At 50.2% G+C, this 26,093-nt stretch carries 16 protein-coding genes; 14 read left to right on the top strand and 2 right to left on the bottom strand.

Translation table 11 applies throughout. The features are described from left to right. The first annotated feature begins 1 nt into the window (after position 1). The 5 genes from ABC831_RS21535 to ABC831_RS21515 all read left to right on the top strand — a co-directional run bounded on the left by ABC831_RS21535 (position 2) and on the right by ABC831_RS21515 (position 12,153). The gene (locus tag ABC831_RS21535) at positions 2-1,846 is read left to right on the top strand and encodes a hypothetical protein (RefSeq protein ID WP_343250132.1); all 1,845 of its coding nucleotides are present in this window, start codon (positions 2-4) and stop codon (positions 1,844-1,846) included. After that, the gene (locus tag ABC831_RS21530; protein ID WP_343250131.1) at positions 1,819-2,037 is read left to right on the top strand and encodes a hypothetical protein; all 219 of its coding nucleotides are present in this window, start codon (positions 1,819-1,821) and stop codon (positions 2,035-2,037) included. Before ABC831_RS21535 ends, ABC831_RS21530 begins: the two co-directional genes overlap by 28 nt. Before the next feature lie 13 nt (positions 2,038-2,050). After that, a complete protein-coding gene (locus ABC831_RS21525; RefSeq protein ID WP_343250130.1) occupies positions 2,051-8,668 on the top strand; it encodes an Ig-like domain-containing protein in 6,618 nt (2,205 codons plus the stop codon). A gap of 4 nt (positions 8,669-8,672) precedes the next feature. Further along, positions 8,673-10,514, top strand: coding sequence for a glycoside hydrolase family 36 protein (locus ABC831_RS21520; RefSeq protein ID WP_343250129.1), 1,842 nt, complete (start codon positions 8,673-8,675; stop codon positions 10,512-10,514). Positions 10,515-10,863: 349 nt separating this feature from the next. Next, positions 10,864-12,153 (top strand): redoxin domain-containing protein, encoded by a 1,290-nt coding sequence (locus tag ABC831_RS21515; RefSeq protein ID WP_343250128.1) that lies wholly within the window; start codon positions 10,864-10,866, stop codon positions 12,151-12,153. 117 nt (positions 12,154-12,270) lie between these two features. On the opposite strand, the gene trhA is transcribed toward ABC831_RS21515, so the two are convergent. Then, positions 12,271-12,978, bottom strand: coding sequence for a PAQR family membrane homeostasis protein TrhA (trhA, locus tag ABC831_RS21510; RefSeq protein WP_343250127.1), 708 nt, complete (start codon positions 12,976-12,978; stop codon positions 12,271-12,273). Positions 12,979-13,256: 278 nt separating this feature from the next. After that, on the bottom strand, positions 13,257-14,084 hold the full coding sequence (locus ABC831_RS21505; RefSeq protein WP_343250126.1) for a MerR family transcriptional regulator: 828 nt from the start codon (positions 14,082-14,084) through the stop codon (positions 13,257-13,259). 456 nt (positions 14,085-14,540) lie between these two features. Here ABC831_RS21505 and ABC831_RS21500 point away from each other — a divergent pair, with 456 nt between their 5' ends. From ABC831_RS21500 to recQ, 9 genes are all read left to right on the top strand, one after another. After that, the gene (locus ABC831_RS21500) at positions 14,541-16,694 is read left to right on the top strand and encodes a DNA topoisomerase (protein WP_343250152.1); all 2,154 of its coding nucleotides are present in this window, start codon (positions 14,541-14,543) and stop codon (positions 16,692-16,694) included. A 66-nt stretch (positions 16,695-16,760) separates the two neighbouring features. Continuing rightward, on the top strand, positions 16,761-17,426 hold the full coding sequence (locus ABC831_RS21495) for an acyltransferase (protein WP_343250125.1): 666 nt from the start codon (positions 16,761-16,763) through the stop codon (positions 17,424-17,426). Positions 17,427-17,934: 508 nt separating this feature from the next. Continuing rightward, the gene (locus ABC831_RS21490) at positions 17,935-18,633 is read left to right on the top strand and encodes an ABC transporter ATP-binding protein (RefSeq protein ID WP_343250124.1); all 699 of its coding nucleotides are present in this window, start codon (positions 17,935-17,937) and stop codon (positions 18,631-18,633) included. Positions 18,634-18,727: 94 nt separating this feature from the next. Then, positions 18,728-20,308 (top strand): putative ABC exporter domain-containing protein, encoded by a 1,581-nt coding sequence (locus ABC831_RS21485; protein ID WP_343250123.1) that lies wholly within the window; start codon positions 18,728-18,730, stop codon positions 20,306-20,308. Positions 20,309-20,621: 313 nt separating this feature from the next. Further along, positions 20,622-20,999 (top strand): GntR family transcriptional regulator, encoded by a 378-nt coding sequence (locus ABC831_RS21480; protein ID WP_158348769.1) that lies wholly within the window; start codon positions 20,622-20,624, stop codon positions 20,997-20,999. 80 nt (positions 21,000-21,079) lie between these two features. After that, complete coding sequence (locus ABC831_RS21475) at positions 21,080-21,940, top strand: ABC transporter ATP-binding protein (RefSeq protein WP_343250122.1); 861 nt, start codon at positions 21,080-21,082, stop codon at positions 21,938-21,940. Beyond that, positions 21,937-22,575: an ABC-2 transporter permease gene (locus ABC831_RS21470; protein ID WP_343250121.1), complete on the top strand. Its 639-nt coding sequence runs from the start codon at positions 21,937-21,939 to the stop codon at positions 22,573-22,575. The genes ABC831_RS21475 and ABC831_RS21470 overlap by 4 nt, the downstream gene beginning before the upstream one ends. A 1-nt stretch (position 22,576) precedes the next feature. Beyond that, positions 22,577-23,212: an ABC-2 transporter permease gene (locus tag ABC831_RS21465; RefSeq protein WP_343250120.1), complete on the top strand. Its 636-nt coding sequence runs from the start codon at positions 22,577-22,579 to the stop codon at positions 23,210-23,212. A 206-nt stretch (positions 23,213-23,418) separates the two neighbouring features. Further along, positions 23,419-25,827, top strand: coding sequence for a DNA helicase RecQ (gene recQ / locus ABC831_RS21460; RefSeq protein WP_343250119.1), 2,409 nt, complete (start codon positions 23,419-23,421; stop codon positions 25,825-25,827). Positions 25,828-26,093: the final 266 nt, after the last annotated feature.

Below are 26,093 nucleotides of genomic sequence, written 5' to 3'. Positions count from 1 at the left end.
TATGGATAAATTTGTTCTGAATATCATACACCGTCCGGAAATGGTGCCGGAGTATGCGGAAAAAGTGACGGGGCATGGAAAGGAGGAAGATCTGGGCCGGGAGACTCTGCTGACGGAATCACTGGATATCTTCCGGACGCAGCAGGACATCGCCCACAAACATGGTTTTAAGACAACGATACAGATGACCTATGCCAGTCTCTTTAATGATGAGGCGGTGTCCCTTGCGAAGGAACACCACGGCAAATACGGCGATGAGATCGCGCTGACCCTGCTGGGCCTGCCCTGTGAGGAATTCCGGGAAAAATATAAAACGAAAGATTTCTGCATCTGGATGTTCTCCATGGAGGATAAGAAAACCATCGTCAGGGACGTGTTCGAAAAATTCCATGACTGTTTCGGGTTCTATCCGGAATCCACCGGTTCCTACTATATGGACGCGGAGCTGATTAATTACATAAAAGCGGAGTACCCTACAGTCAAATGCGCGGTGGCCACCTGCTGGGAGGAAGGCCCGAAGGCCTACCACACCTGCAATAATTCCTGGTACACCCTGTTTGACGGCGGACCGTGGAACCCCTGGATTCCTTCGAAACAGAATACCCACGCGCCGGCGGAGAATGAGGAACAGGATTCCGGTATCGTCGCGATCCCGCACCTGTCCAGAGATCTGATCGCCTGCTTTGACGGCAACGGCTCGAATTTCGGCACCCATCCCCAGAATGTGCTGCGGGGCATGATCTACAAGGATGGGCAGTATCCTTACCTGTATAATTTGATCGACCAGTACCGGTCCCTGAAAAAGTATAACCGGGGTTACGCTTATAATATGATGTTCGTAGGCCCGGGCTGGATGAACAAAATGGGACGCTGGGAAGCGCCCTATGAGCTGCTGCTGAAAAGCTATGAGGACGGTATGGCCTACTACGCCGAACTGCGGGATAAGGGTGAGCTGGAAGCCATGACCATGGCGGAATTCGCCGGCTTCTACCGGGCGAATAAGACCTACAGCCAGCCGGAGTGCGCGCTCTGGAAAGATATCCTGTACGGCTCCGAAAAACAGCTGTTCTGGTATGCGGATCCGTATATGCGCGCCTGCGTGGATATGAACCAGGGCGGTGCGCTGGTGGATCTGCGCCCTTACGCCGCCAAGATTGACTGGCCGGTGGGCATCGGCACCAAACATGTGCAGGATGCCTCCTATCCGTTTCTGATCCAGGAGAAATACCGGGCCGGTTACTTCACCCATTACGCAGGGGAAGGTACCATAAAGAGCTGTAAGATCGCATACAAAGGGGAAGAAGTGGACCTGTGCCTGTGCCGGACAAAAGCTCGTTTCCGTGAGGACGGGAATACAAGGATTCTGACCCTGAACCCTGTGGAAATCGAATTCCATGACCTGACGGTGAAGCTGCAGACCACATTTTACTTTGCGGAGGGAAGCTCCGAGATCCGGATCAGGAGGGAAATCCTTAAGATGAGCAATCCGGACGCGGAAGTGGAGATCCAGGAATATTTTACCGGCTGCTACGGCACCACCGAGTATCCGGAGGATATGACCGGCATCGTGTTAAGCGTCACGGGCGCAGGCGCTACAGGCACCGGAGAGGAACAAAGTATCCGTTACGCATACAAATGCCGGGAGGCAAAAGTGAAGCACGCGCAGAAAGCGGAGGTGTTGATTCCGAATATTAATACCAGAGCGTGTGTGGGGGCGGATGAGGATGTCACGGGTTATATCCGCGAGGGATACGCGTTTTCACCGATGTATACGCTGGGACTCAGGAAAATGATGAAAGACGGGGAGGTGCTGCATTCATGGCTCAGAGTGGAAAAGGCAGATTAAATTACAGGTGCCCGTCCTGCTTTATGCGGGACCTGGATATCGACATGTTCTACGATAAGGACAAAGAGGAATACTATTGTATCCGCTGCCAGTACACGGGAAGCGAAGCGGATGTACTGGAGAAAAATGAGATGGCTAGATTCCGCTATCGCAGAATGTTAGACCGTATCACGGATTTTGATGATGAATAGATCGGGGGAAATTATGAGAAAAAAATACAAGAGCATACTGGCGGGAATCTTATCCGCCGTAATGGTAATGGGAACCGGAGGGACGGCTGCCGCCGGTACTAAGCCCGCGCAGACACGTGCTGCGGGCGGAAATATCGTAGTGGACTATAATACCAGTATCGGAACCGGCACACCGGAACTATTCGGCGGTGTGGGGACGCCGGCAAAAGACCAGGGTGACGCGTGGTCGAAGCTGGCCGGCACTATGGGAATCAAACTGGTGAAGGTGGACGTGGATCTGTCCGCGCTGTTTCCGGACGACGCGGAAACGATGAACACGGAAGCCTATGAGAATCTGACGCATGTGGCCGGAAGCATCCTGACCAGCGTCCGGGGAGCCGGTATGAAGGCCATGCTGGAATTTACCAGCCTCCCCTCCTGGCTGGACGCGGACGGGAACGGAATGTACGATTCCGGAAAAGCGGATGATTACAAAAAGATGATCCGCAGATTTCTGGGTGACGCCAAGGGGGGATACGAAGATATCATCAGCCATGTGGAGATCGCGCCGGACGCCGGCCTGTCCGACGCAGATTTTACCGAAATGTACTATACGACGGCCCGGGAGGTACGGGCCGTACTTCCTGCAGTAACCATCGGGGGATTCGGTTATTCTCTGACGGATAAAAACGATACGCTGCCGGCCAATGTGAAAGCAGCGCTGAGCCGCAATAAAGCGGAATCCGACCAGACACTGCTGCAATATGTGTCAGTGCGGGGATACAGCGCGGAACCCACGGACGGGAATTCACCCAAAGACCTATTCGGCGAGTTCAAGGCCGGCCGTAAGGCGATCCGCAATGCTTTGTCCAACCAGGATCTGCCGCTTTATATGACCGGATGGTCCACGGCCGCTAGGGGGGCTTCTTCCGCAGACAGTAAGATCACGGGCACAGACGGTATCAAGTACCATACCAGCGCGCTGTTTAAGGCCATGCGGGACGGGTGGGATGTGGTTCTGTTCGACGGGACGGTTTCCTCCGCGGATCAGCCGGGAAGCTATACATATACGCTGGATGCGGATAACAAAGCTGCTCTGAACCCGTTCGCCAAGGTCTACAACCTGCTCGGCAACAAGCTGGGGCTGAATGCCGGGGAATTTAAGGTGGTATCCACAGATATGGGCAATAACTGGCCGGTGGATGATTCCATAGCCATGGTGAACAGTCAGAATGAAGCAATCATGCTGCTCACGAATTTCTCTTCGGCTAAGAGTAATGTGGGGATCGAACTGAAAAATGTACCCTATGAGGACGGGGCGGTGGAACTGGAACTGTATGTGGCTTCCGCTGATGACGACGGTTCCGCTGTGCAGCAGACGGTCAATGCACAGGTGACGAACGGAATCATCACGGCCGCTATCCCGTCCATTCCCGCAGACTGTGCCATGGGCCTGGTTGTAAAAGGCGGGAACCAGAAGAGCCTTCCCGCCCAGACCATGTACGAATTTGAGAGCCAGGACAACCACTTTGGCGGGAATATGGAGATCGGCTGGACCACAGGCGCGTCCTTTAACCGGACAGTCTCAGGCTTCGGCGGAGCAGATAACTTCGTTACGCTTCGCAAGGTGGCCGCGGACGGAGCGGGAACCTACACCGCCCATCTGTATGCCGCCAACAGGAACAGCAATATTATGGTATCGGTAAACGGGAATACCGCTTTTCCGGTAGACGGTTCCGGTATCTCGCTGTCACAGCCGGTGGATTTTGAAGTCACGCTGGAAGCCGGCAGCGGTAATACCATTCAGGTCTATACTTCCGGAGGGGAATTAAAACCGGACAGGTTAGTGCTGGAGGCGAAGAATGTCCAGTTATCCATAGGACTGCAGAACCTCTACCAGCTGGATAAGCTGGCGGACGGAAGCTACGTTCTTCCGCTTAAGAAAACGGATTTCACGGTGGATGCCAGAATATTCCCGGAGGCCTCAGGCACGGGCAGGAAGATCAGCTTTGCATCTTCCGATCCGGCGGTGGCCGAAGTGAATCCGGATACCGGGCTTATAACTCCGAAAACAATCGGAAAATGCACCATTACGGCAAAAATCGAAGGCACAACCCCCGCGGTGACGAATTCCTTTGATGTGACCGTCAAAAATGCGGTTTCATCGGTTACGGTAACTCCAGCTGCCCTGACCATGAAACAAGGGAACACCTCAGTCCTGGAGGCTGAGATCTCACCGGCGGACGCGGAGAATAAAAATATTACCTGGACTTCCTCGAATCCGGCGATTGTGGAGATTACGGCCCAGGATAATGTAAGCGCGTCCATCCGGGCGGTGGCCGAGAGCGGTACGGCGACGATCACGGCGACCACGGAGGACGGAAAGAAGACTGCGGGCTGTACGGTGACGGTAGTAAAACCGGTACCGGGCGGAAGCGTCAACATTGATTATGGAAATACCATATCCACCGGACACCCGGGAATCTTCGGAGTGACCCATTACCCCAGCGTCAATACGAAGGATAGTGATATCGGGGACCACTCCCAGGTATGGCCGATGCTGACGGATCAGGCGGGAGTCCGGTTTATGAGAGCGGATGCCAGGCTTCAGGAGATCCTGCCGATCTGGACCAAGACACCGGATACCAACTGGGAAAAACCTGCCTCTTATAATCCGGATCAGCCAAACTACGTAAAGTCAGACTATTACTATGTGACAGGACCGGACGGCCAGAAAAGAAAGTTTACGCTGGAAGGTTACCAGGAGGATATGAAATATTATCAGGAGCATGGGAAGTATCTGAACGGTCTCTCAGACCCGAAGAACTGGAACACCGACAGGCTGATGAGCTGGGTAGACGCGGCAAACGCCCAGAATTATGAGGTGATGGTCATGACCTTCCAGATACCGGAGTGGCTGTCGGCCGGAGAAGTGGGGTGGGGTGACCCGCACACGAAGAAAGTATGCAACGGGGCGCCGAAGGACTGGACGGTATACCGGGATATCGTGAAAAAAGTCTATCTTATGCTCCGGGACAAGATCGATTACTATGAATTCCTGAACGAGCCCCACTGGTATATCCCGACCCATGGGGATCAGAGAGATCCGGACGGCGTGCCGTACACAGGCGGTAATATCGTGAATAATATAGCAGCAGATCAATTTTATCAGGCCATCGATGCGATCTATGAGGCCGAGGCAGAGCTGACCGGGAATCCGGATGCGAAACCGAAGGTGAAGCTGGGCGGCGGCGCAGATGACAGCTGGGGCGGTGACTACGGCGTGCTGGGAACCCTGTTTTCCGATAAATACAGGAAATGGATCGACAGGATAGAATTCGTTTCCATCCATAAATACGGGGAACGGCCGGCCAATCAGGATGACTCCAATGGCGGCGCCAACAGCCGGAATCTGAAATTCTGGCTCAGAGAGAAAACCGGAAAGGATATCCCTCTTTTCCTGAATGAGTATAATATCAGCACAGGCCAGCCGACTGCTGAGACTTATGGTTATAAGAGTGTGGGCTGGCATGCCAAGAACCTGATCGACATGATGGTCGACGGCTATACGGGAGGCGGATATTATACCTGCTATCCGGCGGATGTGCCCATGGACGACTATGAGGCCAGTTCCGGCTGGGTCGAGCGCGGAAAAGGAATGTACACCTGGAATAACGGCGATCCGTATCTGGCTAATTTTACGAGGACCTGGGGAATGCTCTCGGTAAAACTGGGGCTGGGAGACGGAGATTACGCTGTGAAATCCACAGACATCAACGGTTCCATGTCCCATGCCATCGGCGCGGTGAATACAGCCGGTGACGCGGTAGCGTTTATCAACAATTATTCCGCCAAATCCTATGATAATGTGAGCGTAAATATGAAAAATGTCCCCTACACGGCCGGCAGCAAGGTTACGGCCACGATCTACCGGACCACCTACGACACGGAGGAGGCGCCGCTGACGGTGGAGGCATCCGTCGCAGCGGATGGTTCGGTAACGCTGGAGATCCCCGAGATTCCCTCCTGGGCAGTTGCGGGTATCGTGCTGAGCGGGACACAGGAACAAAAAGAGGACAAGACCTATGAATTCGAGTCCTACCAGAACACATTAAGCGGTACGGCTAAAATTAACAAAGAGAGCAATGCGTCGAATGGCCGTTTGGTTACCGGCGCGTCCGGTGAAACAAACAGCGTGACGATACCCGTAGGCAAGGACAGTGCGGGGATGACGAAACTGGAGCTGAATTATGCGGCAGATACAGACAGTACGCTTACTTATGTGATCGGGGAACAGGTAAAGACGGTGAACCTGCCGGCAAAAGCTTTGGTTCCCTCGGCAAAAGCTGCAGATCCAGCGGCAGCACAGGCGAAAGCGGAGATAATGGAAACATTGCCGGCAGGCAAGACTGCGATCCGCTTCTATGTGTCGCAGGGAGAAGCTTCCCTGGACAGCATCGTACGCTATGACATTGACAAGAAGGCGCTGCAGGCACTGGTGGATCAGCCGTTCACAGAAGACGGATATACCGATAAATCATGGGAAGCCTATGCTGCGGCCAGGGCAGAGGCCATTAGGGTTCTGAAGGATGACGGGGCGGCAGCCCAGGAGGTGCAGGATGCTTACGAAGCGCTTTCCAACGCCATTGACAATCTGGTTCTGATGGTTAATCTGGGAGAACTGGTGACCGCGATGGAGGGCAAATTGCCGCAAATCGGTGATTACTCGACCGCCAGCTGGTCGGCGTTTGCGGTATCTCTCAACCGGGCACGGAACGTACTGGCCGATACACAGGCCACCCAGGAAGAACAGATTAAGGCTTACCGGAATCTGGAGGCGGCGGCCAATGGCCTGGTTAGTGTTTCGCAGGATGTAAACAAGAGCCTGATCGAAGGGAAGATGCCTGCGTCCAACACGACCATTACCAGACCGGAAAAAGCTACGGACGGCGATACAGGCACCTCGGATTCGGGTGAAAACTTTACCCAGCTGGCTGCGGGCGAGGAGATCGGCGGCAGTGACAATGGTTACAGCACTTGGGAGGATGTGTATCTGCAGTATGACTTCGGGGCTGAATATCTGGTTAACAAGGTAGATGTGTATCGGACAATCTATAACGGCGGAGGCTATATCCGCTGGAAGAACTGTAAGGTCGAGCTGTCCACGGATGCTGATTTTGCAGAGGGTACGGTTACGGTGCTGGCCAGTGATGAGACTCTCCAGACAGATGCCGGGCAGACCGCACCGCAGGATCTGACGGTGGACCCTCCGGTAAAGGCCAGATATATAAGAGTCAGCGGCAGGGGACATCAGGGGTCCTGGGGAGGATACAGCAACAAGGTGAATTTCTCGGAGATCCAGGTGTTTGGTACATTCGTTCCGACCAAAGATGAGCTGAGCGCATCCCTTGACGCTGCCAAGGCTCTGGATAAAAATGACTACACGGCTAATACCTGGAACGCGCTGGAAGCGCTGTTCCCTGATACTGAAGACGTGATTAAAAAGGACGGCGCCACCCAGGCTGAGATCAATGAGGCAGCCGCGAACCTGGCGATGGCTGTGGACGGGCTGAGAAAAAAAGCCGACACAAATGCTTTGAAGGAACAAATTAAAAACCTGTCGGACAAGATGGCACTTCCTGGCTGGAACCTGCTCGGCGCAGCCCAGCAGCAGATATATGACGACCTGCTGACGGAAGCCACGAACCTTTTAAACGACGGGGAAGCCCTTCAGACCGATGTGGATAACATGAAAACAAAGGTTGAAAACGGGGTAAGAGACCTGGCGGAGCTCTACCGGCAGGCAGAGGAGGAAGCGGCGAAGGAAGCGCAGCGGCAGATCCTCTCCGACTACATTGCTCAGGTCGGCGGAACAGATCTCTCCTCATATACTGCGGATTCCGCCCAGGCATTCCGTAATGCTCTGCAGTCGGCAAAAGATACGCTGGCAGCGGGTACGACGAAAGGGGAATTCCGGTCAGCCTATGAGAATCTGAAAGCAGCCTATGACGGGCTGACGAAACCGGCGCCGGAAGATCCGGACCGGCAGGTCCAGCGGGATTCGCTGAAGCTGGAGATTGGCGAGGCACAGATCATAGAGCCTATGGGATATACCGAAGAGAGCGTGCAGGCATTAAGGAATACGCTGGCGGCCGTACAAAGGGTGCTGGACGATCCCGCGTCAACCACGGAGGATCTTAAGGATGCCCGCAGGCAGCTGAACGCGGCGGTTGCGGGACTGATTAAGAAGGGGCCGGACCGTAACGAATACAAGAAATCGATCGCCGATGAGATCGCGCTGGCGGAGGCAAAAGACCTGAAAGGCTATACGGCCCAGAGCGTACAGGCATTTAAGGACGCCCTGATCTATGCCAAAGCCGTGCTGAACAATCAGGAGGCGTCAGAGGCCGATTACAAAGAGGCCCTCGCGAAACTAAAAGACGCATCGGCAGCGCTTCGCAAGCCGGATCAGGATAAGCCGGACAATAATAAGGATCAGAATAAGGATTCAGGCGGTGGCTTGGGCGATTCCATCAGCCAGGCGGCCAACACCGGTGATCCGGCGCAGCCGATGATACTGGCGGTGATCATGATCATCAGTCTGGCGGCAGGTATGGTATTGCTGGTAAGAAAGAGAAGGCGGGAAGAATAGGAAAATGAAAAGACGGACATATCAATTCGCCGTTGCAAAAAACGTGGGAAATTTAAAAATTTCCCACGAGATAGCGGAAAACGGTGGTATTACCTCCATTCAAGTTCTGGTAAAAAGTGATAATAAGCGGATTTTTCCGCCTGTGATATGCACGGTGACAGTTCCGGCCTGTGAAGTACATGAGATATGGAATCCGAAGATCCATCTGATCAAGGCACTGAATCAGGACTGGTTCGAATACCTGAAAAAAACAAACGGATTTACAGGAGCGCCGGTACAGGCTCTGATCGGTATGGACAACCAAAACTGCGCGGTTCTGGGCCTGTCCGACACCCTGAATACCATTGGGTTTCAGACCGTTCCGGTGGAGGAGACCGGGGAGTATGCGTTCACAATGGAACTGTTTGCCGAAGAACGCATCACCAGGGAGTCTTACGAAGTGACCCTGCGGCTGGACCAGCGCGAAATACCGTATTATGAAGCGCTGCGGGATATGGCGCTGTGGTGGGAGGAGGATGAGCGGAACAAACCTGCTTACGTCCCGGATACCGCCAGGGAACCTATGTACTCTACCTGGTACAGTTACCATCAGATGATCGGGAAGGAGGCACTGCTGACCCAGTGCCGCCTCTCGGCAGACTTAGGCTGCAAGGCGATCCTGCTGGACGACGGGTGGCAGACGGACGACGGGAACCGGGGATATGCCTATTGCGGGGACTGGAAGCCTGCGGCTTCCAAGATTCCTGATATGGCCGCCTTTGTAAATGAGGTCCACGGACTCGGGATGAAGGTGATTCCCTGGTACTCTCTGCCGTTTATCGGCGAAAGATCGCAGAACTTCCAAAGATTTGCGGACATGCTGATCGATCCGGCCGCGGACCGGGAATGGCACGTGCTGGACCCCAGATATCCCCAGGTCAGGGAATTTATCATTTCCCTGTTTGAGAATGCACTGCTGGAATGGGATGTGGACGGGTTTAAGATGGACTTCGTGGATGAATTCGTCGTGACCCCGTTCAGCGGGAGTATTGAAGATGAGAGAAGAGACTGCGTATCCTTCCACGAGGCGGCGGACCGGCTGATGACAGACTGTACCGCCAGACTAAAAAAACGGAAGCCGGATATACTGCTGGAGTTCCGGCAGACGTATAACGGGCCTTTGATGAGAAGCTATGGTAACATATTCCGGGCGGTGGACTGCCCCTTCGATGCGGCGGAAAACCATGTAAGGGTGACCGATATCAGGCTTCTTAGCGGAGACAGTGCGGTTCATTCGGATATGATCATGTGGCATCCCAAGGATACCGCAGAGAGCGCAGCACTGCAGATCATCCAGATCCTGTTCAGCGTCCCTCAGATCTCCATGCGTCTGGATGAACTGCCGGAGGATCACCGGAAGATGCTCGGATTTTACTGTGCTTTGTGGAGAAAGTACCGGAACGCGTTTATCAGAGGAACTTTTGAACCGTTGAATCCCATTGCCCGGTATAACGTCGTCAAAGGAAGTTTCGAGGAACAGTTTGCATGTACCTGGCATACCAGGGAAGTGATTCATATGGAAACATTATATGCCGATATGCTGTTTGTAAACGGTTCGTCCGCAGACAAGCTGTATCTGGAATATAGCGGTACGGGCCGGAACGGGCAGTTAACCGGGGAGGAAGGTGACGATAGAGATTCCGGGCTGCATTATCAGCTGACCGTGTACGACTGCCGGGGAGAGGCACAGCGGGAAACGGGAATCGTGATCAAACCGGGCATTCATGTGATCGATGTTGTGCCCAGCGGAGCTGCTATACTTAAGAAGGTACAGGCAGGACCGGAGGGGACTGGCACCTTTCGGTAATAAAGCCAGACCTTCTGGTAACTGCGTGGAGAAAGGGGCCTGTCCCCGGATGTTGACTGGAATAGACCGGCATCCGGGGGACAGGCCCCTTTCTCCATGCAGTTGCCGGAGGGTATAGCTTTACTGCCGAAAGGTGCCAGTCCCCTCCCACACCGGCCGAAAAAAATAGTTGACAAATTCAACTGTAACTGTTATCATTACACTATTCAAACTGTAATTAATATAATTACAGAATACAATTATCAAATTGTGATAATTGTCGGACATAACACAGGATGAGATGGATAAAAATAAGACGTAGGTTTTAAGAGAGTGTGTTCGCAGGATAAGGAAAATGAGGTGACGGTGAATGGGATTTGATATTAATGTGGGAGTTTCAGCGCTGACGGTGTTCTTACAGGGAATGGTTAGTTTTTTCTCCCCCTGTGTGCTGCCATTGGTTCCGCTCTATATAGGATATCTGGCCGGCGGAACCAAGAGTGTGGATGAAAACGGAAGGATATTTTATAAAAAAGGTAAGGTTTTGCTGAATACTTTATTTTTTGTGGTCGGTATCAGTTTTGCTTTCTTTCTCCTTGGGTTTGGCTTCACGGCGGCCGGCCAATTTTTTTCTGAGTACCGGGTGCTGATCGCCCGGGTCGGCGGAGCACTGATCGTGCTGTTCGGGCTGTTCCAGCTGGGACTGTTCGGAGGTCTTGGAATGGAGCGGGAACACCGGCTGCCGATCCGCCTGGACCGGTTTGCCATGAATCCTCTGGTAGCCCTAGTATTGGGATTCACATTTAGTTTTGCCTGGACACCCTGCGTAGGGCCGGCTTTGGCCAGTGTGCTGCTGATGGCATCCTCGGCATCGAGCTCCGCGGCGGCCTTTGGGTTAATCGGAGTATATACGTTAGGTTTCGTCCTTCCGTTCCTGGCTGTGGGATTGTTTACGGGTACAGTACTGGATTTTTTCCGAAAGCATCAGAGGATCGTAAAGTATACGGTGAAAATTGGCGGAGTTCTGATGATTTTTATTGGAATCATGATGTTCACCGGATGGATGAACGGGGTTACCGGTTATCTTTCCGATAGCAAAATTACGGATAATCAGGCTGCTGCGAATCAACCAGATATACCTGACGATCCGGATACCCCTAATGTGCCGGATGATCCGGATAACCCGGATACACAGCAGGAGGAGATGAATTACGCACCGGACTTTACGTTGACGGATCAATTCGGGGAAGAGCATACGCTGTCGGATTATAGGGGAAAAGTAGTATTTCTGAATTTCTGGGCCACCTGGTGCGGACCCTGCCAGAAGGAAATGCCGGATATCCAGGCCCTATATGAAGAGTCGGGAGGTAATGAAGAGGATCTGATCGTTTTAGGAGTGGCAAATCCAAAAACTGAGGATAATCCGAGAAATCAGGACGGCACGGTAGAAGAAGTGAAAAGTTTTCTGGAAGAAGGAGGATATAACTATCCGGTGGTGATGGATACCACAGGGGAGGTGTTTGCTGACTATGGCATCCAGGCGTATCCGACCACCTTTATGATCGGCGCGGACGGACAGGTGTTCGGCTATGTACGCGGGATGCTGACCAGAAGTATTATGGATAGCATCGTTCAACAGACAATGGACAGCGGATCGTGATATCTTACAAGCCATGACATCATAAAAAGAACCATCTGTAGCCTGTTCTTATTCCTTACAGAAGGAATGACAGGTTGCAGATGGTTCTTTTCAGATGTCCGGCATATTTGCCAAAGGTCAGGCCATGACTGCGATATACTGATAAATCAGAATAAAATGGCAGAGGCTTCCGCCCATCACGAACAGATGGAAAATTTCATGGGAACCGAAATTTTCATGCCGGGAATTAAAAAGCGGCAGCTTTAAGGCATAGATGATTCCGCCCACTGTATAAATGATGCCGCCGGCCAGAAGCCAGCCAAATGCGGCGGCTGACAGCGTATTGATGATCTGGGTAAATGCCAGTACACAAATCCAGCCCATAGCGATATAGATGACGGAAGAGAACCATTTCGGACAGGTGATCCAGCAGGCTTTGATAATCATGCCTGCCAGGGCTATGCCCCATACGAGGGCCAGCATGCCGTATCCGGTCGCACCTTTTAATACGATTACACAGATCGGAGTGTAAGTGCCTGCGATCAGGACAAAGATCATCATATGATCCATTTTGCGGAGAGTGCGGTTTGCCCGGTCGGTGGACAGTTCCAGGGAATGATAGGTGGCGCTGGCGCCATACAACAGTACCATACTGATGATAAAGACGGCCAGTGAAATCTCATGATATGGATTCGGGTTCCCGGCTCCCCGGATTAAAAGGGGGATTGCTCCGGTCAGAGCCAGTACCATACCGATAAAATGCGTGATGGCACTGCCGGGTTCTTTTAATTTTCTTGTCTCTTTTGTTTTTGCGGGTAACGCGGTAGTAGCAGTCATTGTACTCATGTGAAAACCTCCTGACGACGAATGAATATTACGATATGTAGTTATCAAAACTACATATAACATACACTAATACTATACCCATAATTCAAAAAAATCAATAACTTTTTTTAAAATTACCGAAAATTAACAAAGAAAGTTAATATGAGAAATAAAACTGAGAATGAAAATGAGAATTAAACCGAGAATTGGGAATAAAACTGAGAATTGGGAATAAAACTGAGAATTGAGAATAAAACTGAGATAAAAATGACAGCTGGATTGGGCTGTCATTTCGTCCTTTATAACGGCATGCCTTCGTCAAAGGGAATCTGAAGTTCCGTGACGAATTCAGATTGATTATTCGTCAGCCCGGAGTCGATCAAGGTGACTTCGACGGAACTTCCGGTAATCCGAAGGTTTTCTTTTTCCATATAATCCAACAGGAGATTGTAGGAGTCATCGGATTTCGCATGGGTGCCGGAAAAGCGGATGGTAAGATAGTCCTGCTCCTTTAGATATTCCAGATTTCCTTCGTAGCGGTCTTCGTCCTCCACAAAGACAAAAATTTCGGAAAAACGGTCAAACTTTCGGTTCCGCAGATCGGCGGCAGAGATAGACACCCCGACTTTTCCAAGAAACATGGCGGGGCTTAAGTCATTGAGACGCTCCAGCTCCCGGATCGGATATTCCAGGTCCGTATCCCGGGGAATTTCTCTGCGCAGGCTTAAGACCGCCCGCTTTTCTATATGGCGTATCCGGCTGATGTTCATGCTGGAGTATACGGCATCCTGGATCTGGGTGAGGCGGTTGTCTATTTTTCTGCTGATTGTCTGGAACTCGGCAATTTTACGGCTTATATCTGCCTGCTGTCCGCGCAGGAGTTCCACCATGGTTTCAGGGTCTTTGTTGTCAAAGAAATGCGCAATCTTTTCAATCGGCATATCCAGTGCCCGGAGATACTTAATCGTATTCAGACGCTCAAACTGGCGGGTGGAGTAATAGCGGTAGCCTGTTTTGCTATCCGTCATTTCCGGTTTCAGGATACCCACCTGGTCATAATATCGAAGTGTCCGGATGTTCATAGAGAATAATTTGGAAAGTTCCCCAACGGTGAATAACTCTTTCATAACATTTCCCCTCCAAAGTTCCTGTAACATTTAGTGGTCTTTTGTTACAGTATAACATAAGTTACATTTCGATGGGAGGGGATGGGCCACCTTTCGGCAGCAAAGCCGGAGTTTATAAAACTACGCGAAGAAAAGTGCCTGTCACCAGATGACGGTCTTATGAGGAAAAAAACGACTGCTCCGGGGGGGAGGAGCTGGACTAGTCAACATCCGGGGACAGGCCCCTTTCTCCACGTAGTTTCTATAAAATTTAGCTTTACTGCCGAAAGGTGCCAGTCCCCTCCCATAGCAGGGCAGGTACCTGTTCTAAAATCAGTTGCCAAAAAAGTGTTGGATGTAATATAATGAAAGGAAAAATAATATCTTTATTACAAAACCGGTCCGGTTTTGCAGGATGTGAGTGCTTGTATGAAGCTTGTACATGCCTCACGTGATACGTTAGAAAGTTGGAAATACATGTCGAAAGCGTTATACATAGCAGAAAAACCCAGTGTGGCCCAGGAATTTGCCAAGGCTTTGAATCTGAGAACCGTGAGGCACGATGGGTATGTGGAATCAGAGGAAGCGATCGTTACCTGGTGTGTGGGACACCTGGTGACCATGAGCTATCCGGAGGTTTACGATAGTAAATACAAAAGATGGAGTCTGGAAACGCTGCCGTTTTTGCCGAAGGAATTCAAATATGAGGTGATTCCGTCAGTGGCAAAGCAGTTCCAGATCGTGAGCGGGCTGCTGAACCGGGAAGATGTGGATACGATCTATGTCTGTACTGACTCCGGACGGGAAGGGGAATATATCTACCGGCTGGTGGAACAGATGGCGCAGGTTCACGGCAAGAAGCGCCGGAGAGTCTGGATCGATTCCCAGACGGAGGAAGAGATCCGCAAGGGAATCGAGACGGCGAAGGACCTGTCGGAATATGATAATCTGTCGGCATCCGCCTATCTTCGTGCCAAAGAAGATTATCTGATGGGGATTAACTTTTCCAGACTGCTGACCTTAAAATACGGGAATTCCATCGCCAATTATCTGCGGGTAAACCGTACCGTGGTTTCGGTAGGAAGGGTAATGACCTGTGTGCTGGGCATGGTGGTCAGGCGGGAACGAGAGATCCGTGAGTTTGTAAAAACGCCGTTTTACCGGGTGATCGGGACCTATGACCATGAAGGAAAACCGTTTGAGGGAGAATGGAAGGCGGTAGAAGGCACGCGTTATTTTGCCTCCAGAGACCTCTATAAGGAAAACGGATTCAAGGAACGGGAAAAGGCCGAAGAACTGATCCGTTTCTTAAGTGAAGAGCAACCCATCCTAGCGGTTGTGGATAAGATCGAGAAAAAGAAAGAAAATAAGAATCCTCCCCTGCTTTTTAACCTGGCGGAGCTGCAAAATGACTGCTCCCGGCTGTTCAAATTAAGCCCGGATGAAACCTTGCGGATAACCCAGGAATTATACGAGAAAAAACTGGTAACCTATCCAAGAACCGATGCCCGTGTTCTCTCCACCGCAGTGGCCAAAGTAATCCAGAAGAATTTATTCGGGCTAAAGAATTATACCAGAACAGGTGCGTTCGCGGCAGAGATCCTGGAAAACGGCTCCTATAAGAATCTGGCCAGGACCCGTTATGTCAATGACAAACAGATCACGGATCACTATGCGATCATTCCGACCGGCCAGGGATTTGGCGCGCTGGGTTCTCTGCACGCCAATGCGGCGAAGGTCTATGAGTTGATTGTGCGCAGGTTCTTAAGTATATTCTATCCGGCGGCAGTGTATCAGAAAGTTCAGCTGATCGCGGATATCCGGGGAGAAAAGTTTTTCTCTAATTTCCGCGTTCTGTTATCAGAAGGATATCTGAAGGTGTCCGGCCGTCCTCAGCAGAAGAAAAAGTCCGAGGAGGACGGGGCAGAGGAAGAAAATCTGAGCGATGAGGAACTGCTGGCGGTCTTGCACGCGCTGAAGAAAGGTGCTTCCCTGACGGTGAGCAGCCTGGATATCAAGGAGGGAGAAACTTCCCCGCCGAAGCGCTATAATTCCGGCTCCATGATACTGGCGATGGAAAATGCCGGCCAGCTGATCGAGGACGAGGAACTGCGGGCCCAGATCAAAGGCAGCGGCATCGGAACCAGCGCGACAAGAGCCGAGATATTAAAAAAACTGGTCAATATCGAATATCTGGGGCTGAATAAAAAAACACAGATCATAACGCCCACCCAGTTGGGGGAAATGATTTACGATGTGGTGAACACATCCATACGCTCGCTTCTCAACCCGGAGCTGACAGCCAGCTGGGAAAAGGGATTGACCTATGTGGCAGAGGGAACCATAACACCGGATGAGTATATGGAAAAGCTGGATAAATTTATCCGTTCCAGAACCCAGGGTGTGCTGGGGCTGCATAATCAGTACGCGCTGCGGGGAAATTATGACAGAATCGCCGCCTGCTATAAGCAGAGCGCTTCCCGCCAAACAAGCAAGGCAAAGGCCAAAGATCCAAAGGATCAGCAAAATAATGCTTCAAACAGCAAAACCCCAACAGGTAATGCCCCAAACAGTAATGCTCCAAACAGTGATGCCCCAAACAGCAATGCAGCGAAAGAGAATCCCTGCTAAGACAACACTTTGAAAGATCAAATCCCGAATGAACCAGCAAACAAACATCAGAAAGGAAACAGGAAAATGGAAGCAATGAAAATCAGAAATCTATACGACTTAACCCAGACACAGGCGGCGGCGCTTTTGGAAAAAGCTGAATACCCGTGGGAGGTCCTTCCTGAAATCGGAGCATTTATAAAAGAGCTGGGAGCAGCATTGCCAGAAGAGGAATATGAAAAAAGAGGAGAAAACATTTGGGTAGCCCGCTCTGCAAAAGTAGCCCCCACGGCATTTTTAAACGGTCCTGTTATCATCGGTAAAAACACGGAAGTGCGTCACTGTGCGTTCATCCGAGGCAACGCGCTGGTAGGGGAAGGCTGTGTGGTGGGGAATTCCACAGAGTTAAAGAATGTCATATTATTTAATAATGTACAGGTACCCCACTACAATTATGTTGGCGATTCCATCCTGGGTTACAAGTCCCATATGGGTGCGGGTTCGATTACATCCAATGTGAAATCTGATAAGACCCTGGTAGTCCTTCATACAAAGGACGGTGACATTGAGACAGGACTCAAAAAGTTCGGCGCCATGGTAGGGGACTATGTGGAAGTGGGATGTAATTCCGTATTAAATCCCGGAACAGTAATCGGTAGAAACAGCAATGTTTATCCGCTCTCGATGGTAAGAGGCTTTATTCCGCCAAGTTCCATCTACAAAAAGCAGGGTGAGATTGCTGAAAAACAGTAGGATATTTTGTATGGTCCCGGAGGGCGGGAAGGAGCGGGACTTAAGTTCCGCCCCTTTTTGATTCTTTCTAAGCTTTATAAGGCATTCGATTCCAGATAAAGTAAAGGGTAAAGATTTTATCTCTTGCGTTTTCGGTATTTTTCTTTCTAATTAATATTCTATTTATGTCAGTAAAAGTGTAATGATCTCAATTTTTCCTTTGTGACCTCAATAATAGAAATTAAACTGCGGTTATATCCGTTAGTGTTTGTATGCGGATAGACTGGAATGCTCCGCATTTGGCGGGAGGAGGCGGGTTTTTGGCCTGCTCAGGCCGGCATCTGGGGACAGGCCCCTTTCTCCGCGCAGTTTCCGGAAGGGTTGGCTTTACTGCCGAAAGGTGCCAGTCCCCTCCCATAACTGGAAATTGACCTGAAATAAATTCTTGACAAATAACTTATGGATATGTATTATTGTATTAAAGAATTAGTACAATAATACATGGGCAATTATGAGAGGAGCAGTTGCTATGCTGGAAATACAAGATTTGACAAAGAAGTATGGGAAGCATCTGGCGGTGGATCATGTCAGTTTCACAGTACCGGATGGGAAAGTGGGAATCTTGCTGGGCCCCAATGGGGCAGGAAAATCTACAATCATAAAGAGCATTGCCGGGCTGCTCCGCTTTGAAGGCGGGGTGGGCATCCAGGGAATTTCCAACAGGAAACTGGAAGCCAAAAAACAATTCGGTTATGTGCCTGAGATACCGGCCATGTTCGATGCCCTCACCGTCCGGGAACATCTGGAATATATACACAGAGCTTATGGAGTATCGGTAAGCGAGCAGGAGATCATCGATTTGCTGACCCGCTTTGAGCTGGAGGACAAACAGGATAAGCTGGGCAATGAGCTGTCCAAAGGAATGATGCAAAAGGTCAGTATCTGCTGTGCCCTGCTGATCAGGCCGCAGGTGCTGATGTTAGATGAACCCATGGTGGGACTGGACCCCAGAGCGATCAAGGAGTTAAAGCAGGTGGTCCTGGAGCAGAGGGAACAGGGCGTGACGATTCTGATCAGTACCCATATGCTTGAGATGGTAAAAGAACTCTGGGATGTCATGTTTGTCATGGAAAAAGGTAAGATAATCGGGCAGTATACCAAAGAGGAAGCAAAGGACCAGGACATCGAAGATCTGTTCTTCGATATTACGGGCGGTGATGAGGGGTGACAAATAAGATGCTTCCCCATTCCTTCTTTTACAGCTTCCGCTGTAATGCCGTGTTATACCAATATGTGCGGAACACGCACGCGTGGAGGTAACTATGAAATCATTAATTTATCTGTGGAAAAGGACGATGGTTAACCGGATACGAAAGGCTTTGACCAAACCGGTGACCTATATTTATCTGGTCCTGGGGATCGCTTATGTTGCTATGATTCTGACCGGCATCGGAAGTCTGGTAGTCGCGAATAACTGGAATACCCCCAGGTATCTGGTCTATGCCCTGTCGGCACTGGTATTTTTAAATATTCCCGCCAGTCTGCTGCAATATGCCAAGAGAAAAGGACTGCTGTTCCGGCCAAGTGAGGTGCATTTCCTGTTTTCCGCGCCGATCTCACCGAAATTGATTCTCCTGTATGAACAGATGAAGTCCAATATGATGAATCTGGTGTTAACCCTGGTCGTGACCGTTCTGGGATGTACGCTGTTCGGGATACCGGTCTGGAAAATGCTGCTGTATTTTGTGCTGGCCTATATTGTGGAAAATGTACTGGAAGCCAGCCTGGTAGTTGTATTATATGGAAATGAGCGGCTGAAAGAAGGCACAGTGCGCCTGCTTTGCCGCGCGGTATGGCTGGTCGTGGCTGCGCTGGTTCTGTTTGCCGCATACATGTTCTTTACGCAGGATGCGTCATGGAGCGTTCTTCCGCTGGTTCTGGATCATCCGTTTCTTCAGTGTATTCCGATTATCGGATGGAACATTGCGTTTGTCAGGCTGTTGATACTGGGGCCTACGACGCTGAATGTGATCTGCACCCTCTTGTATTTGGTGTTTACTCTGGTGCTGCTGATTATCGCGGTTCGGATGAGATGTGTGGGAGAGTACTACGAGGACGCGATGAAGTTTGCCGATGATTACCAGGAGATTATGCAGAAAAAGAAAAAGGGCGAAACATCGGGCATGTCCATCGGGAAAAAGAAAAAATACGGAAAAGCCCAGGTGGAATATAAAGGAAGCGGAGCGAAAGCGATTTTTTACAGACAGCTGCTGGAATATAAGAAAAATAAAACATTTATATTCGGAATGTTTACGCTCATATCCCTGATCCTGGGGATCGGGATCGCAGTATTTGCCTATCTGAATGATCTGGCGGCCAGCCCCTATCGGTTTTTTGTGGTTCCCGGTGTTATGGCTTATTTGGTGTTTATTTTTACCAGCTATGCGACAAAATGGTCGAAGGAGCTGGAGAATCCCTACACCTATCTGATTCCGGACAGTTCCATACGGAAAGTGTGGTACGCTACCCTGATCGAACACATTCGTTCATTTATTGACGGCTGCCTGATGACGATACCTGCGGCGGTTGTACTGCGCCTGACAGTGGTCCAGGCTGTGCTCACTGTGTTGATCTATGTATGCTTACAGGCGACGAAGCTGTATTTTAATGTGCTCAGTGAAGCCCTGCTGGGCAATATCCTTGGAAATTTTGGAAAGCAGATGATGCGTCTGCTGGGTGAGGGACTTGTTATTATGATAGCGATACTGGCTTGTGTGGCCGGGACGCTTTTGGTGAACGTGGAGTTCGGATTTTTTGCATTGATATTAAGTTCTGTGGTATTGACCGGGCTTGTGGCCTGGGGCGGTTCCATTGCGTTTGCGAAAATGGAAGCTTTGCAATAGCGAATCGTTGTAATGGAAAATAGAAAATAGGTAAGCAGAGCAGGAAGATGCCTGTCTCCGACGCCGCCCCCGAATTGAGATACTCAATTTTGAGGATGGCTTCCGGGGACAGGCATTCTTTGTGTTTCGGAGACCGTGCCTTGTGATATCCGAATCGTGATATCCAAATCGTGGTAAATCGGAACCCATGCATACTGGAAAATTTTGCTGTCCGTTTTTTGCTTTTCATTTGCAAAAAACTGTTGACAGAGTGTATATATTGTGTATAATAATGTATATAAACGATATACACATTTCGATAAGAGGTGAGCGAGTGAATATAATAATCAGCAATTCCAGCGGAAAGCCCATATATGAACAGATCACATCACAGATCAAGAATATGATCGTCGCTGGGGAATTGAAGCCGGGGGAAGCGCTCCCGTCTATGAGACTCCTGGCGAAAGAGCTCAGAATCAGCGTTATCACCACTAAGAGGGCCTATGAGGATCTGGAGCGGGACGGATATATATATTCCGTGGTGGGTAAAGGCAGTTTTGTAGCGGACGCCAATATGGAACTGATGAAGGAAGAGCATTTGCGCAGGATTGAAGAAAATCTGCAGAATGCGGTGGAAGCGGCAAGAATCAGTCATATCGAACTGCAGGAGCTGCAGGACATTTTGAAAATGTTATACGAAGACGAAGGATGAAAAGGAAAGGACACCAGGGAAAGGAAATAGAAAAGCAGTGAATGGGATCATACGAAAATGTATAAATGGAGGAAACCAATATGGACTATGCAATTGAATTACAAAATGTGTGCAAGGATTATGATAATTTTAAACTGGATCATGTGTCAATGAATGTGCCGAAGGGCAGTGTGGTAGGGTTTGTGGGGGAAAACGGCGCCGGTAAGACAACCACCATCAAAGCGATTCTGAATCTGATCTGTGTGGACAGCGGTAAAATTCAGGTATTCGGCCAGGATCATGTGGAGAAGGAACGGGAGATAAAAGAACAGATCGGGGTCGTGTTTGATGAGAGCTGTTTCCACGAACAGCTGACGGCTCCGGAGATCGGAAAAGTAATGTCAAAGATATATAAGGGCTGGCAGCCAGGAAAGTATGAGGAGTATCTGAGACGCTTTCAGCTGCCGGCGCAAAAGAAGATCAAGGAATACTCCAGGGGGATGAAAATGAAGTTATCCATCGCGGTGGCTATGTCCCATCAGGCAAAACTGCTGATCCTGGATGAAGCTACCAGCGGACTGGACCCGATCGTGCGGGATGAAATCCTGGAGCTGTTCCTGGACTTTATACAGGACGAGGAACATACCATCCTGGTTTCGTCCCATATTATCAGCGATCTGGAGAAGATCGCGGACTATATTATCTTCATTCACGGCGGCAAAATCCTGTTTCAGAAAAACAAAGATGAGCTGCTCTATGAATACGGCATTATACGCTGCAGTGAGGAGCAGTTTCGCAAACTGGACCCTAAGCTCTGTATTTCCTATCGGAAGAACCAGTTCGGCTATGAGGTGCTGACCAGCCAGCGAAAGGAGATCGGGAGAATTTACCGGGATCTGGTAATCGATCAGGCCGATATTGAAAATATTATTTTATTCTATGTGAAAGGTGTGAGATTATGAGTGCCCTGTTATTAAAAGATTTTTACAGTCTGCGACCCTATTTCAAATCCTTTGGTATTATGTATGTGATATTTATCGTCTGCTTTCTGAAAACACCGGAAGTATTAAGCAGCGTTATGGCAGTCATGAGTCCCATGGCTGTGATCAATACCATGTCCTATGACGATTACTATCACTGGAACCGGTACGCAAAAGCCTTACCCATGGGGGCCCGTACCATTGTAAAATCCAAATATATCCTGTTGGTGCTGCTATCCTTTGCCATGTCCGCAGTGGCTGCGGTCGTCGGTTCCGTGATGAGTATGGTTCAGAATATCGCCGCGGACAAATTGCCTGTGATCTGGGGAGGCGCACTGGGGTCGGTGGGAGTCGCCATCTTACTGTATAGCTTTGTGCTGCCGCTGCTTTACAAATTTGGCGTGGAAAAGGGCAGATTTATTATGATCGGCATGATCGGTGCTCTTACCGCATCCGTCTATCTGCTTTTGAGCCTTAGGGAGAAGGTGACCCGGTTCCTTCCGTCAGAGGCACAGCTGAAGATGCTTTTGTACATGAGCCCGCTGATCATTTTGCTTATTGTATGGGCATCCTATCAGATATCCTGTAAGATCTTTGAAAAGCAGGGGGTAGATTGATATGATCGGGTTACTGGCTAAGGATCTGATGGTGATCAGGACATATTTCAAACAATTGATGATTGCCCTGGTGGTATTCATCCCGTTGAGCTTCGCTTCCCCTGGTGTCATGGGAAGTATGCTGGCTATACTGCTTCCCATGACCGTGATCACATCCATGTCTTATGACGATTTCTATCACTGGCATCAATACACCAGGGCCATGCCCTTGAAACGCAATACCGCGGTGATGGAAAAATATGTGATGCTCATACTTTTTGAGTGTATTGCCGCTTTTTTAGGATGTGTAACAGCTCTGGTTTTTCTGATGATCCGGCATGAGCCGTTAACGGAAATTCTGGTAATGTGGAAGAGTATGGCAATCGTTGCGGGAGTGTCACTCATTCTTTACAGTATCGCGCTGCCGGTTATATTCCGGCTGGGTGTGGAGAAGGGGCGGCTGGCGTTAATGGCCATATTCGTGGTTCCCTCCATTCTGATGGCAGGGGCTGGTGATTGGCTGAAAAAGTTGTTTGTGCTGTGCAGCGGATGGAACAATCAGAAATGGTTCGTGGCTGCGGCGGTGGTGCTGATAATCGCGGTAGTTGCAGTTTCTTATCTGATTTCCTGCCGCATTTACAGGAGAAAAGAAGATTAGATGAGTGGATGGAAAAAAGCTGTTGCTCCGGTAGCTGATGAAGCCGTGGAAGCAACAGCTTTGTTTTATTTCATAGAAAGTGCGTGGCTTGTAATTTTATGAGAAATATGGTAGTATTTCAGTACAAATCAAGATAGTTCTGGTCACTTTTCTTTCAAAGTCCCACAATTAATTGGAATAAAATAGATGCCAAAGGAGGCTGTCAATTGGAGCAGTTAAGTACGAAGTATGGAAAAAAATACGAGCTGTTAAAACAGTATTTTGGATACACGGAGTTTCGGGAAGGGCAGGAAATGTTAATTGACAGCCTGCTAAAAGGGCAGGATACTTTGGGAATCATGCCCACCGGCGCCGGAAAATCCATCTGTTATCAGATTCCTGCTCTGATGCTTCCCGGGCTTACACTGGTCATATCACCGCTGATTTCTCTTATGAAGGATCAGGTCAGCAGTTTGAACCAGGCGGGGATTCATGCGGCATATCTGAACAGTTCCCTGACCGTGAATCAATACCGTATGGCCATGCAGTATGCGGCGCAGGGAAGATATAAGATTATCTACGTGGCCCCGGAGCGCCTGGAGACGGAAGAGTTCCGGATGTTTGCCTCCCGGGCACAAATCTCCATGGTCTGTGTGGATGAGGCCCACTGCGTTTCCCAGTGGGGGCAGGACTTCAGGCCCAGTTATCTGAAAATATCCAGATTCGTGGATACGCTGCAGGTGAGGCCGGTGATCGGCGCTTTTACGGCCACCGCCACGAAGGAAGTGCGGGATGATATCATATGTATGCTAAAGCTATGGAATCCTACGGTTTTAGTCAGCGGGTTTGACCGGAAGAATCTGTACTTCGGTGTTCAGACTCCCAGGAATAAATTCGGCGCGCTGCAGGAGTATGTCATGGGGCACCAGGATCAAAGCGGTATTATATACTGCCTGACCAGAAAAGACGTGGAAGAGGTATGTGAGAAGCTGAGGTCTGCCGGTGTGGCGGCGACCAGATATCACGCGGGGCTTGGGGACCGGGAAAGACAGGAGAACCAGGATGATTTTATCTATGACCGCAGTCCGGTTATGGTGGCGACGAATGCGTTCGGGATGGGGATCGATAAATCCAACGTGCGCTATGTGATTCATTATAATATGCCGAAAAATATCGAAAGCTATTACCAGGAAGCGGGCCGTGCCGGCAGGGATGGCGAGCCTTCGGAGTGTATTTTATACTACAGCGGGCAGGATGTGCGGATTCATGAATTTATGATGGATCAGGAGCCGGAGAATGAGGCTCTTTCCTGGGATGAGCGGGAACTGGTGCAGGAGCAGGACAGGATACGGCTCCGGAAAATGACGTATTACTGTTTTACCAATGACTGTCTAAGAGACTACATACTGCGCTATTTCGGGGAGGAGGGCAGCGGTTACTGCGGTAACTGCTCTAACTGTCTGACGGATTATGAGGAGGTCGATCTGACGGATATCGCGGTGGATGTGATTACCTGTATCCGGGAATGCAGACAGCGTTATGGAATCAATGTGATCGTCGGTGTACTTAGGGGCGAGAACCGGGCGAAGCTGCGCTCCTACGGTCTTACCGGCCTGGCCAGTTTCGGCCTGCGACGCGGCATGGAAGAAACGAAACTGAAGGGCCTGATCAATCAGATGGTGATGGACGGGTATCTGCTGGTGACGCGGGATAAATACATGCTGCTGAAATTAACCGGCAAAGCGAAGGAGATACTGGACGGGAATCGGAACGTAACCATGAAATGCAAGCCCAGCCAGGAAGAACCGGCGGCTTCGGCAGCAGATAGTACCCGGCAGAAGAGAAGAAAACAGCGGATATCCGATATACTGAACTCCAAAGGCCTGGAGCTGTTCGACAGGCTGCGGGAAAAGCGTCTGGAGATCGCCCGCCAGGAAGGCATGCCTCCCTATATTATTTTCTCCGACAAGACCCTGACGGATATGTGTGTCAAGGTACCGTTAAACAGGGAGGAAATGCTGAACGTAACCGGTGTGGGACAAAATAAATATGAACGCTACGGTGAGAAATTTATCGAGTTTATCCGGGAGTTCAGCGGAGGCGTGCATCAGGTCTATTATTTTGAGGAAGAAAACGGCAGGGCGCCCTCGGTGGAGAGTTACCAAAAGGGCGGGACGGCAAAAGCGGTGAGGGTTGAGACGGAGAAGGATGACGGCTCCTGTGCACGGGACGGACAGGATTCCGGCAAAAAGTCAGGACGCCGTTTAAAAGCCGAGTTTATGATGAGCGAGAGAATCGCGTCTCAGATCTATTATTCCGAAAAGTGCACACTGTCTGAGCTTGTACAGCAGATGAATGACCAGCGCGATGCCAGTGTGATGAAACAGATCAAAAACAAGACGATTATGGACCGCCTGATCAGCGGAGGATATGTGCTGGAAACCGTAGTCGGTGATATCCAGCGCAAAGTAATTACGGAAAAAGGCACCGGCCTGGGAATATTCATGGAAAAGAAAGTCAGCCGGGACGGCAATGAATATGAGGTGCTGTATTATAACGAAGCGGCCCAGAGAGCGATCGTGGACAAACTGCTGGATGAATGGCGCCTGCCTCTTTCGGAACATACAGACGATTAGAGATCAGTACGGAAGGGACTGGCACCTTTCGGCAGTAAGGCTGGATTCTTCCAGTAACTGCGTGGAGAAAGGGGCCTGTCCCTGGATGTTGACTGGAATGGTCCCACTTACGGGGAAGAAGGCGTTTTATTCCTTCGGCCAGGCCTGCATCCGGGGACAGGCCCCATAGGCGCGAACTTAAGCAAAAAGTCTAGGAAAAATAAAATAAAAAATAAATTCACCCTGCCTCCTCATTTTGTTGTAAAATAGTTTTGCGAAACAAATAC

This window comes from Diplocloster hominis, assembly GCF_032380655.1.
In the GTDB taxonomy this organism is placed as follows: domain Bacteria; phylum Bacillota; class Clostridia; order Lachnospirales; family Lachnospiraceae; genus Diplocloster; species Diplocloster hominis.
Note: the sequence above shows the minus strand (reverse complement) of the source record. Positions and strands in the feature narration are given on the sequence as shown.

Coding starts and splice junctions, on each gene's coding strand:
- ABC831_RS21535 (WP_343250132.1), top strand. CDS start 2: ATGGATAAATTTGTTCTGAATATCATACACCGTCCGGAAATGGTGCCG.
- ABC831_RS21530 (WP_343250131.1), top strand. CDS start 1,819: ATGGCTCAGAGTGGAAAAGGCAGATTAAATTACAGGTGCCCGTCCTGC.
- ABC831_RS21525 (WP_343250130.1), top strand. CDS start 2,051: ATGAGAAAAAAATACAAGAGCATACTGGCGGGAATCTTATCCGCCGTA.
- ABC831_RS21520 (WP_343250129.1), top strand. CDS start 8,673: ATGAAAAGACGGACATATCAATTCGCCGTTGCAAAAAACGTGGGAAAT.
- ABC831_RS21515 (WP_343250128.1), top strand. CDS start 10,864: ATGGGATTTGATATTAATGTGGGAGTTTCAGCGCTGACGGTGTTCTTA.
- trhA (WP_343250127.1), bottom strand. CDS start 12,978: ATGAGTACAATGACTGCTACTACCGCGTTACCCGCAAAAACAAAAGAG.
- ABC831_RS21505 (WP_343250126.1), bottom strand. CDS start 14,084: ATGAAAGAGTTATTCACCGTTGGGGAACTTTCCAAATTATTCTCTATG.
- ABC831_RS21500 (WP_343250152.1), top strand. CDS start 14,541: ATGTCGAAAGCGTTATACATAGCAGAAAAACCCAGTGTGGCCCAGGAA.
- ABC831_RS21495 (WP_343250125.1), top strand. CDS start 16,761: ATGGAAGCAATGAAAATCAGAAATCTATACGACTTAACCCAGACACAG.
- ABC831_RS21490 (WP_343250124.1), top strand. CDS start 17,935: ATGCTGGAAATACAAGATTTGACAAAGAAGTATGGGAAGCATCTGGCG.
- ABC831_RS21485 (WP_343250123.1), top strand. CDS start 18,728: ATGAAATCATTAATTTATCTGTGGAAAAGGACGATGGTTAACCGGATA.
- ABC831_RS21475 (WP_343250122.1), top strand. CDS start 21,080: ATGGACTATGCAATTGAATTACAAAATGTGTGCAAGGATTATGATAAT.
- ABC831_RS21470 (WP_343250121.1), top strand. CDS start 21,937: ATGAGTGCCCTGTTATTAAAAGATTTTTACAGTCTGCGACCCTATTTC.
- ABC831_RS21465 (WP_343250120.1), top strand. CDS start 22,577: ATGATCGGGTTACTGGCTAAGGATCTGATGGTGATCAGGACATATTTC.